This is a genomic window from Chryseobacterium tongliaonense, from assembly GCF_041224435.1.
In the GTDB taxonomy this organism is placed as follows: Bacteria; Bacteroidota; Bacteroidia; order Flavobacteriales; family Weeksellaceae; genus Chryseobacterium; species Chryseobacterium tongliaoense.
This window is the reverse complement of record NZ_JBGFFD010000001.1, coordinates 477,784-489,991: the sequence shown is the minus strand read 5'-3', so window position 1 is coordinate 489,991 and position 12,208 is coordinate 477,784. Positions and strand designations below refer to the sequence as shown.

The 12,208-nt window shown below is 36.3% G+C and carries 11 protein-coding genes; 5 read left to right on the top strand and 6 right to left on the bottom strand.

What is annotated here, in order from left to right:
- Window positions 1-9: 9 nt before the first annotated feature.
- From AB8P06_RS02390 to msrB, 3 genes are all read right to left on the bottom strand, one after another.
- Window positions 10-390: a cupin domain-containing protein gene (locus AB8P06_RS02390; RefSeq protein ID WP_369837358.1), complete on the bottom strand. Its 381-nt coding sequence runs from the start codon at window positions 388-390 to the stop codon at window positions 10-12.
- Between the two features lie 63 nt (window positions 391-453).
- Window positions 454-1,209 carry a murein L,D-transpeptidase catalytic domain family protein gene (locus tag AB8P06_RS02385; protein ID WP_369837356.1) on the bottom strand — a complete coding sequence of 252 codons (756 nt, stop codon included), beginning with the start codon at window positions 1,207-1,209 and terminating at the stop codon, window positions 454-456.
- Between the two features lie 128 nt (window positions 1,210-1,337).
- Window positions 1,338-1,823 carry a peptide-methionine (R)-S-oxide reductase MsrB gene (gene msrB / locus AB8P06_RS02380; protein WP_369838367.1) on the bottom strand — a complete coding sequence of 162 codons (486 nt, stop codon included), beginning with the start codon at window positions 1,821-1,823 and terminating at the stop codon, window positions 1,338-1,340.
- A gap of 122 nt (window positions 1,824-1,945) precedes the next feature.
- Between msrB and AB8P06_RS02375 the strand changes: the two genes are divergently transcribed.
- Both AB8P06_RS02375 and AB8P06_RS02370 read left to right on the top strand, forming a co-directional pair.
- Window positions 1,946-3,190 carry a DUF445 domain-containing protein gene (locus tag AB8P06_RS02375; RefSeq protein ID WP_369837354.1) on the top strand — a complete coding sequence of 415 codons (1,245 nt, stop codon included), beginning with the start codon at window positions 1,946-1,948 and terminating at the stop codon, window positions 3,188-3,190.
- A gap of 31 nt (window positions 3,191-3,221) precedes the next feature.
- Entirely contained in the window at window positions 3,222-4,097 is an 876-nt protein-coding gene (locus tag AB8P06_RS02370) for a hypothetical protein (RefSeq protein WP_369837351.1), read from the top strand.
- A 73-nt stretch (window positions 4,098-4,170) separates the two neighbouring features.
- Here AB8P06_RS02370 and AB8P06_RS02365 read toward each other — a convergent pair whose 3' ends face one another.
- Both AB8P06_RS02365 and AB8P06_RS02360 read right to left on the bottom strand, forming a co-directional pair.
- Entirely contained in the window at window positions 4,171-5,193 is a 1,023-nt protein-coding gene (locus AB8P06_RS02365; RefSeq protein ID WP_369837348.1) for a quinone-dependent dihydroorotate dehydrogenase, read from the bottom strand.
- A 306-nt stretch (window positions 5,194-5,499) separates the two neighbouring features.
- Entirely contained in the window at window positions 5,500-6,195 is a 696-nt protein-coding gene (locus AB8P06_RS02360; RefSeq protein WP_369837345.1) for a pseudouridine synthase, read from the bottom strand.
- 230 nt (window positions 6,196-6,425) lie between these two features.
- Between AB8P06_RS02360 and AB8P06_RS02355 the strand changes: the two genes are divergently transcribed.
- Window positions 6,426-7,967, top strand: a complete 1,542-nt coding sequence (locus AB8P06_RS02355; RefSeq protein WP_369837342.1) for a glycine--tRNA ligase — start codon at window positions 6,426-6,428, stop codon at window positions 7,965-7,967.
- 168 nt (window positions 7,968-8,135) lie between these two features.
- A complete protein-coding gene (locus AB8P06_RS02350) occupies window positions 8,136-9,659 on the top strand; it encodes a hypothetical protein (protein WP_369837340.1) in 1,524 nt (507 codons plus the stop codon).
- 20 nt (window positions 9,660-9,679) lie between these two features.
- On the opposite strand, the gene AB8P06_RS02345 is transcribed toward AB8P06_RS02350, so the two are convergent.
- Window positions 9,680-10,981, bottom strand: a complete 1,302-nt coding sequence (locus AB8P06_RS02345; RefSeq protein WP_369837337.1) for a M48 family metalloprotease — start codon at window positions 10,979-10,981, stop codon at window positions 9,680-9,682.
- Between the two features lie 99 nt (window positions 10,982-11,080).
- On the opposite strand from AB8P06_RS02345, the gene AB8P06_RS02340 reads away from it, so the two are divergent.
- Window positions 11,081-12,208: a serine hydrolase domain-containing protein gene (locus AB8P06_RS02340; protein ID WP_369837334.1), complete on the top strand. Its 1,128-nt coding sequence runs from the start codon at window positions 11,081-11,083 to the stop codon at window positions 12,206-12,208.

The following is a 12,208-nucleotide window of genomic DNA, read 5'->3' as shown; positions in this document are numbered from 1 at the left end:
TGTGATATCCTATTCAAAATCCGGGATAAAAAAATCATCAGCATCTTCAGCAATGGGAATGTATAATCTTTCCCATTCCTTTCCTTCTATAATATCCCAGGTATGCCCTTCTCCATTGGTATCTTCTGCCAGAAGAATAATCCCCGGCTCAATAAGAAATGTAGAACCATCACTTACAGTAAACAAGATACTTCCTTTCAGAGTCACCACATATTGTCTTCTCGGGGCAGGATGAATGCTTTTCTCCCAATCCTCCGTTATTGTACTTATCCAGAAAGAGGTAGTATTCATCGGCTTTAAAGTGGGAATTTTTCCTTTCTCAAACCTGCTTGTTCCATCAGGATTATTCATCATCCTTATGGCAGGAACAAATCCACTTTTAATTTCCATACTTCTCTTTTACTTTTTTGATTATCAGCTTTATTGCTGAATAATCTTACCAATAAATCTAAATTAAGATTTCAACCATTCCGACTTGGAAAGATAATTCTGGTCCGGATAATAAATGAAGAGACAACTTTTTCCTTTGATTGTGTTGATAATAGGCTGAGTCAGACTTCTTGGAATTGCAGGACATCCCCAGCTTCTTCCGATTCTTTTATGCATTGCTGCAAATTCCTCACTTACATAATCAGCCCCGTGCATCACGATTGCTCTTTTAAATGCCGCATCATTAAATCCCTTATCCATTCCCAAAAGCTTCAAAGAATATCCGTTGTCACCTTCATATGTTGTATCAGTAATATAAAATCCCATGCTGCTTTGAAGCGAACTTTCGGTGTTTGAAAAATTTGTAGCAAATTCTTCACCTGTATTTTTTCCGTGAGCAACCAGTGAATTAAACAATACTTTTTTCTCGTTCATATCAATTACCCAAAGTCTTTTTGTATTTGAAGACATAGAAAAATCGCATACCGTAAGTAAATGCGAATCCTGATTAAGCAAACCAGCTTTCTTCAAATTCTCAAAACCGGTTAAGGCTTTGAAAAAAACTTCTTCGTTAAGTTCATGTCCTTGTTCAAATGCAATCGCTTTGTATAATTCTTCTGAAGAAGATGCATTGTTTGCAGTCTTCTCAGATTTCGTGTCGGCTAATCTTTCAATTTTTTTTGTACTGTTTTCATTCTTTACAGATGTCTTTTCAGGAGACAGATAGAATGAAGTCGTTACCATGTAAACAATACTTAATACGCTATATAATCCTTTCATCCAATACTATGCTAAATATAAATTAGTCGGGCAAAATTATAAAAACATAATTACCGGAGGACAAAATTCCGTCAAAGTTTAACTCAATTTAAGAAACTTTAACTTCCTGATTTCGTGAATTAAAGCGCTTATTTTTGTGAATCCGGAACGAATTCCAGACTTATGGAATTCATACAATATCTCAATCCTGTAGGCTTTGGACCATCATCAAAAACATGACCCAGATGCGAATCACATCGTTTGCAGAGCACCTCCACCCTTTCCATTCCGTACGTAACATCTCGTTTATAATAAACTCCTTCCTTGTCAGCTTCAAAGAAGCTCGGCCATCCGCAGCTGCTGGAAAATTTTGATGTGGAACGGAACAGATGATGGCCACAAACAGCACAATAATAATCCCCTGTTTCATCAAATTCATTATACTTTCCGGTGAATGCCCTTTCCGTAGCAGCTTCTCTTGCTACAGCATATAAATCGGGAGCCAGGATTTTTTTCCATTCTTCATTGGAAATATTCAGTTTTGTGGTATCTGTTCTTGAGTAGTATGGATTGTTTTTTGCTTCTGTATTTTCCATAGGAGTTGTTTTAACAGGTTTTTTAGTCTGCGAACACATTTGCAGAAAGGTTAATAATAGTATTGAAACTAAAAATTTCATGTGTAGATTGTAATTCTGAAATAATAATCAATTATTCAGGATTGATAGGTTTCATACCCAAATTTACTAAATTTGATCATATGAATGATGAAGCTAAAAGAAAACAGTTAAGAAAATACAAGGCATTTGCTACCGGATTATTTGTTCTGATGGCAATTATTTTTATCCTTACTACGGTCCTTCAGAAGACAAACGATTCTCACTGGATCGGTTATGTACGTGCTTTTTCCGAAGCTGCAATGGTAGGTGCCCTTGCAGACTGGTTTGCAGTAACCGCTTTGTTCCGGCATCCTCTCGGGCTTCCGATTCCGCATACCAACCTGATAGAAAACAGCAAGGAAAGGCTGGGTGATAACCTGGGAAGCTTTGTAGTGACCAATTTCCTTTCGCCTCAGAATATCCGGCCTTACATTCAAAAGCTGAAAGTTTCCAATTTTGTCGGAGAGTGGCTTTCCAAAGAAAAAAACCAGGAAATCTTAATTAAAAACCTTTCGGATATTGTTCTGGATATCCTTAACAAGCTTGATGACTCAACAGTAAGCGGTTTTATCAGCAAAAAGGTTTCGGAAATGACTGATGGCATTAAACTTAACAAAGTTGTAGGAAACGGTATCGGCTACATTCTGGATAAAAATGACCATCAAAGAATTGTGACCAATCTCTCAAAGCAGATCAAAGATTATATTATTGAAAATGATGAGATGATCCAGGACCGTGTAAAGAAAGGCAGTTATTCATTTATCCCGGCATTCGTTGACAATAAAATTGCAGAAAAGATTGCAAGCGGACTTTCAGATTTTTTTAAAGAGATCGAAGAAGATCCGCAACACGAAATCAGAATGTTAATTACAAAAAAAATTCATGAATTTTCGGTAGATCTGAAAGAAGATCCTGCCTGGGAAAATGAGTTTAAAAACATTAAAAATGACCTTCTGAAAAATGATAAGCTCGACGAATATTCAAATGATATCTGGGTTTCTATCAAAAAAACGCTGATGAAAGAATTACAGGATGAACAGTCATCTCTTAAAAATTATCTTTCAAAAAACCTGAATGAATTTTCGCAAAACCTAAAAACAGATGAAAGTCTTCAGAATAAAATCGATCATTGGGTGCGTGTTACCGCTTACAAATACATTCTCAAAAACACCCATCAATTCGGGAACCTCATCAGCTCAACCGTCGGAAACTGGAAAGGCAAGGAACTGAGCGAAAAACTCGAGCTTGAAGTAGGAAAAGACCTGCAGTTTATCCGGGTAAACGGAACCTTGGTCGGCGGCCTGGTCGGTCTGATTATTTATACCATCTCGCATTTCTTTATCTGACAAAAAACTTAAAAACTAACTATAACCAATCATGAAAACATTACTTTTACTTCTTTTTCACTCTTTGGCTGTACTCTGTTTCGCTCAAAAAGTGGAATTTAAAAGCATTACAGATTCATCACAAATTTTTAAAGGCGAGATTGCAGGAGCTCCCGTTACCATACAGTTAAAGTATAAAGGAATTGTAGACTGCAGCCAATACCAGCATTTTGTGGATGGATGGTATTATTATGACAAATACAAGAAAAAAATTCCGTTGACGGGAATTTATGATTACGGAAATCTATATTTATATAATTTCGGCGATAAGCAAAAACAGAATTCAAAAATATTTGAAAATAAGATCACTTCTCCCCGACTGATTGAAAAGACAGATAGTATTGCGAAGACTTTAAAGCCAAAAGAGATTCTGAATTTCCAGTATGATCAGTCCGGCAAAGAGATTACCGGAAATTTTCATCTTGGAAACAAAACCCACCCGGCAAAATTACTGACCAAAAACCCGATGATTTACCGGTATAACAATTACCTGATCCTTCCTAATAATAAAAAGATCAACACCTATGATTTTATTGATCGGTATGGTGGAAATGAACTTATATCTTATGCTTCCGATAAAACAGGAAACCGGGTTCTGCTCTACTTTGAGCATACTTCAAACTTCAATGCCTGCGGAATGTGTGGCGCCAGCGAAGGTGAAAAAGGCTACAGGGTTTTATATTTTACCAATGACTGGAATTATAAAAAGCACGAAGATTTCCTTACGGAAAGCTGCCTTGAAAATATTTACGATGTAAAAATGACTAAATCCAGAGATGCCAAGATTTTAAATTTTAAAACAACAACATCTCCTGCTTATACTTTAACGGTGGATGTGAAAAACGCTACCGTAAAAAAATCAAAATGAGATTAAAAACAAAAAAAGAGCTATTTTAAAACTCTCTTTTATATTATTTTCTTCTGAATAGTTTTTATTCAAATTATCTCGGTAATCTGCCTGCTCTTTTCAAAAGCTCCTGATTGATTTCGTTGATCAGTTCCGGCCCTTCATAAATAAACCCTGTGTACAGCTGCACCAGGCTTGCTCCTGCATCCAGTTTTTCAATCGCATCTTTTGCAGAATGAATTCCGCCGACCCCGATAATCGGGAAAGCCCTGTTGCTTTTTTCGGAAAGAAAACGGATTACTTCCGTAGATCTTTTCGTCAGAGGTTTTCCGGAAAGCCCACCCGTTTCGGATTTGTTTTCGGAGCTTAAACCTTCACGGGAAAGTGTTGTGTTTGTCGCAATCACTCCCGCTATCTTTGTTTCTTTAACGATGTCGATGATGTCTAAAAGCTGATCGTCTGATAAATCCGGCGCGATTTTAAGGAGAATAGGTTTTGGATTAGCTTTCTCCATATTCATTTGCTGTAAAGTTCCCAAAAGCTGTGTTAAAGGCTCTTTATCCTGAAGCTCACGAAGGTTTGGGGTATTCGGGGAACTTACATTCACCACAAAATAATCTACATAAGGGAAAAGTTTTTCAAAGCAGATCTTATAATCGTTTACCGCTTCTTCATTCGGGGTTACTTTGTTTTTTCCGATATTTCCTCCGATCAGAACATTTTTATTCTTTTTCAGCCTTTCGACGGCAGCATCCACACCTTCATTATTGAAACCCATCCTGTTGATGATCGCAGAATCTTCTTTCAGACGGAAAAGCCTTTTTTTATCATTTCCCGGCTGCCCTTTCGGAGTCAGTGTTCCGATTTCAATAAAACCAAAACCCAGGTCTGAAAGTTCTTCAAAAAGCATTGCATTTTTATCAAAACCAGCTGCCAATCCAACAGGGTTTTTAAACTTCAATCCGAAAACTTCTCTTTCCAGTCTTTTATCCTGAACAGGTTTCGGAAGAAAAAGCTTCGTTAAAAAAGGGAAATTTTTAAGCATTGAAAAAGTAAAATAATGAACTTCTTCAGGATCGAATTTGAAAAGAAGAGGACGAATGAGCGATTTGTACATTGAAAAAAAGTTTTACAAAAATAATCAATTTAAAATTAATCTTCGATCAACCCTGCTATATTTTAAGAAAAATCTGCTATCTCTACAAATACGATTATCTAATCAGCGTATATTTTTTAACGCAAAGATTTTACTGTATTGAACAGATACTTTAAAGAGCAAAGATGGATCAACAAGTTGATTTGATGAAGTTATATTTTCAAGTTTCACTAAGCAATTTATTTGTCTTCTTTCTAAAATCAAAATGTTGAATAATTAATCGTTGTGTTTAAATTAATAAAACACATAACTTAAAAATTCAGATTGTTAAATATATAAGCTCAGATCGAAGTTCAAAATATCACCTACTCTTTTGAACTCTTCATTTACCGTTGCGTTCAGCGTAATTCTTTCTTTGGTAACGGGATGATTGAAAATTAATTGATGTGCATGAAGCATCATTTTTGTCATGTTGAAAGTTTCCAGCCACAATTTATTTTGTTTATTGCAGCCATATTTACGGCAGCCTAAAATCGGATGTAGAATATGCTTAAAATGCTTTCTCAACTGGTGCATTCTTCCCGTTTCAGGAATAGCTTCGACTAAACAGTATCTCGAAGTTTGATGTTTTAAAAAAGGTAAATCGATTTCCGAGGTCTGTAAACGATGATAATAGGTAATTGCATTTTGCTTGACTTCATTTTCATTAATTAAATCATAATCAATTGTTTCTTCTTCTTTTGCCCAACCACGAAGAATTGTCAGGTATTTCTTCTCAACCTGGCGAGCCGCAAACTGATCACTCATTATTTTCAAAGAATCTTTATCTAAAGTAAACAACAAAACACCCGAAGTTTTCCGGTCCAAACGATGCACGGGATAAACATATTGCCCGATCTGGTCTCTTAATTCCTGGATTGCATAAATATCTGCTTCTCCCGCATAAAAAGATTTATGAACCAGTAATCCGCTCGGTTTATTGATAGCGATAAGATGCTCGTCGCGATAAAGAATTTCTAACATGGGGCAAAAGTAGAAATTTCCGACCGATTTAGCCCTGATTGAGCGGTGTGTTTGAGCTCATTTTATTGTTTTAGTCGCGGCGGCTCCGCCGCCGCGACTAAAACAATAAAATAGCGAGTAGCGAAAGCAGGTTCCCGGCTTCTAATTTACACGAATATAAAAACTTCCATCTTCCAGCCTTCAACTTCCCGCTTTTTCACTATTTTTGCACATCAGACGTTAAAAAAATTATGGCAAAGCAAGAAGATGTTTTCAAGAAAGTGATTTCTCACGCTAAAGAATATGGTTTTATTTTCCCTTCCAGTGAGATCTATGACGGTTTATCCGCTGTTTATGATTATGGACAGAACGGTGCCGAACTAAAAAACAATATCAAACAATACTGGTGGAAAGCAATGGTACAGCTTAACGAGAATATTGTGGGTATTGATTCGGCGATCCTTATGCATCCTACTACATGGAAGGCATCGGGCCACGTTGACGCTTTTAATGATCCATTGATTGACAATAAAGATTCTAAAAAACGTTTCAGAGCAGACGTCTTGGTAGAAGATTACTGTGCTAAAATTGAAGATAAAGAAAATAAAGAAATCGAAAAGGCAGCGAAAAGATTCGGTGATGCTTTCGATAAGGCTCAGTTTGAAGCGACAAATCCAAAAATAATAGAATACAGAGCGAAAAGAGAAGCTATTCTTTCAAGGCTGGCAAGATCCCTGGAAAATGAAGATCTTGCAGATGTAAAAGCTTTAATTGAAGAGCTGGAAATCGCTGATCCTGACACAGGTTCTAAAAACTGGACAGAGGTAAGACAATTCAACCTGATGTTCGGAACTAAGTTGGGAGCATCCGCAGACAGTGCAATGGATCTTTATTTAAGACCTGAAACTGCACAGGGTATTTTTGTGAATTTCTTAAACGTTCAGAAAACTTCCCGCCATAAACTTCCTTTCGGTATTGCTCAAATCGGGAAAGCATTCAGAAATGAGATCGTAGCAAGACAGTTTATTTTCAGAATGCGTGAGTTTGAACAGATGGAAATGCAGTTCTTTGTAGCTCCGGGCACAGAGCTTGAATTCTATGAACAATGGAAACAAAAACGTCTAAACTGGCATCTGGCTTTAGGATTAGGTAATGATAATTACAGATTCCATGATCATGAAAAATTGGCTCACTATGCCAATGCAGCAGCTGATATTGAATTTAATTTCCCGTTCGGATTCAAAGAGCTGGAAGGTATTCACTCAAGAACGGATTTTGACTTAAAAGCGCATGAAGAGTTCTCCGGAAGAAAACTTCAGTTCTTTGACCCTGAAAGAAATGAAAACTACGTTCCTTATGTAGTGGAAACCTCAGTAGGTCTAGACAGATTATTCCTTTCCATCTTCTCACATTGCCTGAAAGATGAAGTATTGGAAGACGGTTCGGAAAGAACAGTATTGTCCCTTCCTCCTGCTTTGGCTCCGATCAAGGCAGCCATTCTTCCGCTGATGAAGAAAGATGGACTTGCAGAATATGCCGAAAAAATATTCAACGATCTTAAATATGATTTCAACCTGTTCTATGAAGAAAAAGATGCGATCGGAAAACGATACAGAAGACAGGATGCCATCGGTACTCCTTATTGTATCACGATAGATCACGATTCTCTTACAGATCACACGGTAACAATAAGAGACAGGGATACCATGCAGCAGGAAAGAGTTCCGGTTTCCGAGTTGAGAAGAATCATTGATGAGAAAACCAATTTCAGAAATTTACTTTCGAAAATATAGATTAAAGGCCCTGATTATTCAGGGCCTTTTTATTGATAAACCTTATAGGTCTCAAAGACCTATAAGGTTTTGTTGTAAATACCCATTTTCAAGCCTGTTAAATTAGATTTCCAAAATGAAAATGATAAGTATATTCCTTAATTTATTATTTTTGGCGAAATTATAACTATGAAAAAATTCTTCTTACTGGCCTTTGGTGTGGTTCAGACCTTATATTATTCCCAAACTCAGGATCTTGCTTCACTAGCTACGGGAGATCATGTGGGTATGAATGCATTATTTGACGATAACGATAATCTTTACGGCTATGTTTCTTTATATTCTTACGGCAAAACCGGAGATAAGACAAAGAAATTCGAATACGTGGTTCTGGATAAAAACCTCAACCCGGTTGCCAATAAAGAATTTGAAGGAGATATTACGGCAGGAAGCTATTTAGGGTATATTGATTTCAGAAAGAAAGTAATTCTACGCCCAAGTTCTCTTGATTATTCCCAGATTAAAATGAGTGAGCTTTTCACACCGCGTTCCATGGAAATTGATCTGACAACAAATACGGTACAGCAAAAAACATATTACGATTACGATAACGGTACTTTTAACATCATCAATCAGCCTAAAAACTGGAAAGAAACCCGTAAAGAAAACAAAGAGGAGAAAAAAGCAAAAGGATATAATTACTATTCAACCGTTTTTGAGATTAAAGAAGGTGGTTTTCTTGCCCTGGAACTTAATGATTACGGGAAATATGTCAATAACAACTCCCTGATCAAATTCGATGCTGATAAAAAAGAAATCTGGCGTTACCGATACAATACAAACGGTGATAAAAAGAACACTGAAGAGATTACCTTAGTGGAAAAAGACGACAAACATATTTACTTCATCGCCCAGAAAAAAATTCAGGATAAAAAAACATTCAGTCTTCTTGTCCTGGATATGCAAACAGGAAAAGAAGTAGCTTCAAAACCTATTTCCGGGCTTTCTGATGATACCATAGATAATATCACCTCTTTCTCTTCTACGACCAGAAGCCTGGATAATGATAAAACCTTTGATGACAAAATCGTAATTCTCGGAAGGAATTTCGAAAATAAACGCGGGGTAGGTTTCGCAAGAATGATCATCGATAAAAATACGTTTGATGTAGATACCAAAACGATCAATTATACACCCAATCTATCTGCATTTATTCCTAAGGTAGATGAATTGGGATATGTGGAAAAAAATTATCACCTGCAGCCCCGTGATGTATTCTTCCTGAAAGACGGAAGCATCGGACTTCTTCTGGAGAAATATAAAATCGATTTTAACCTTGGCGTTCCAAAAACTACAGATTTAGTTTATGTATTTACAGATAAAGATTTTAAATTAAAAGGCGTAAAAACCTTTGATAAAGACAAGTCATTTGCTACAAGCGACTATTTATTTTCACAATACCTGAATGACGGTAATGATGTGGTTTTCTTCTACAGAGATTATCAGAAAGATAAAGAAACTAAACAGAAAAGCTGGAAACTGTTTATTAATACATTGATTGGTGGTACTTTCAAGCAGGAGATCGTTCCCATTTCAGAGAAGGATTCTTATGCTGTAACACCTTATGTGGGTAAGGAAGGATATATTCTTCTCCGTGAATATAATGCAAAAGAAAAGTTCAATAAAATACGCCTTGAAAGGCTCAATTACTAAAAAGAATCCTGATCAAATGATCAGGATTCTTTTGTTTGATAATAATCAGCGATATTTTTTATTTCTTCAAGGCTGAGATTCCACATAAAATTCAGGAATTGCTGATAGCTTTCACTCTGGTTTTTAGGGTCTATCCGGTCGAGATATCTGTTCAGGTTATAATTTTTTCTGGCCTCATATATTTTGGTAAAACATTTTCCCAGCCATTTTTTATAATATTCCGGCTCTTCGTCGTCCTGCAAAAACTGTAAGGCCGCATAAATTCCCACTCCATAATCCTCAGAATGATAGAAGTTCGGCAGGATCTCGGTTCTTGCAATAATTTTCAGGTTAGCAAAACTTTCCGAAGCTTTCTGAAGCTCTGCAGAAGTATTCAGTTCAGGAAAAGTTTTCTTTAGCTGAGTGATTCTTCTTGCCATTTCAGGATGGGAAGCCAACGAATCCTTATTAAGCTTTTCTTTATAAAAATTATAGTTGTACAGTGAGAAGTCTTCTTTTTTCAGCCACTGATCTTTAAAAGCCTGTTTAGGCAGACTGAAAAATTTTTTATAGGTTTCCACTTTAAGTTCTCTCGGGGAAATCGTATCAAAATCTTCAAGCCTTTTTAAGGTATTGATAAATTCTTCCTTCTTAAAATCACTTTTTTTATAGAGTGCATAGCCTAAAGAATCGGCCTGCATTTCCTGTTGTCTTTTTTCAGCTCTTTTTTTATAAATTCTGTTTTTAAGGAGGTCAAATGCCTTTTTATTTTTGTTATCAGGAATTGCTTTCAGGCTTTTAACGGTCACTTTATCCAATTGATCCTGCTCGATAGCGTCTACAACCATTTTCAGGGAATGCCCTTCAATTTTATGCCCCAATTCATGGGAAATGACAGCCGCAATCTGTTCTTCATTCTTCAGCCAGTTAAAAAGTCCCATATTAATCACGAAAGTTCCGTCTGCAAGGCAATAAGCATTAGGCGTATTATCTTTAGCAATTAATATGTTTAAATCCTGTGGAACCTGTGGATTATTTTTTCTTAACCGCAGAATCAGAGCCCTGATATTCGTGTCAAATTCAGATTTAAAAATGAAGTCTTTGTTTTTAACCTGCTTTTCAAAATCAGTTTCAAATTCTTTATAGATTTTTGCCAGTCCGGAACCTGTTTTCCCTGAATAATCCGACTTTAATTTTTTAATAAATAATTCGTTATTGCCGGTAAATGTTTTCAAAAAGGCTTTTCTTTCCGCATAATCAGCCGTATCTATCACTTTATAGTTTTGGGCGAAAAAGTTTACGAAAAAGATAAGTCCTGTCAACAGAATAAATTTTTTAACCATATTTCCATCAAATAATCGCAAAAATAACTTATTTGTAAGTAGATTTTTATTTTCATGCTAAAATTATTTTAAATTTGTTTAAGACACATTTACACGGAAATGCTAAAGTATATTATTGGTGGAGCAGCTGCCACAGTAGCCCTTTCTTATCTTTTCGGATATGATTATTTGTTTAGCGGAATTGCTAAGACTTATTTAAAAGGTAAATCAAGTGCAAATATTGATGACGGAAAATATTTTCCCAGTAATATCATTGCTACAGAATCTCCCAGGCTCTGGGAAGAAGACCCTGAGTACAACAAAAAAGAATTACCTGAAATAATCGTTGATGATTTAAAGCAGTCTGATACTGCTTCACTGGTTGTTATTAAAAATGGAAAGCTGCTTCATGAACAATATTGGAACGGCTATAACCAACTTTCAAAAACCAATTCTTTTTCCATGGCAAAGGCAGTGACTGTAATGCTTTTAGGAAAAGCCCTGGAAGAGGGTAAAATTAAAAATATGGATCAGAAATTTTCTGAATTCTATAATGAGTTTAAAGAAAAAAAATTTGGGAAAGAGGTAACATTGAAAAATTTAGCCCAGATGGAAGCGGGACTGAACTGGGATGAGAATTATAAAAACCCGTTCCTGCCTAATGCGAAAGCATATTATGGAAGAAGCCTCGCCAAAGCCACCTTTTCAAGAAACTTTAAAGAGGAACCGGGAACCCGGTTTGAATACCAGAGCGGCTCGACACAATTATTGGGTTTTGCGGTAAGAAAAGCTCTGAACCAATCTTTAGCGAGCTATTTATCTGAAAAATTCTGGATTCCTCTGGGAATGGAACAGAATGCGGAATGGAGTGTAGACGACAGCGGAATGGAAAAAACATATTGCTGCATCCATTCCAATGCAAGGGACTTTGCCAAGCTTGGGCAACTCTTTTTAGATAACGGTAAGGTAAATGGTGTACAGATCCTTAATTCCGATTTTATCGAACAGATGAGATCTCCCACCGAAAAATCTAAAGACATTTATGGGATGGGTTTCTGGATCAACAATGATAATCCCATCAAACACTATTATTTTTTAGGCCTTCAGGGGCAATATATTATTATGATCCCGGAACATCATATGGTGATTGTAAAAACCGGAAGCTACAACAATCTGCCTAAAAACGACAGGGGAAGACCGGATCAGGTAAAATTCCTGGTTAATGAAATTGTAAAACACTTTCAATAA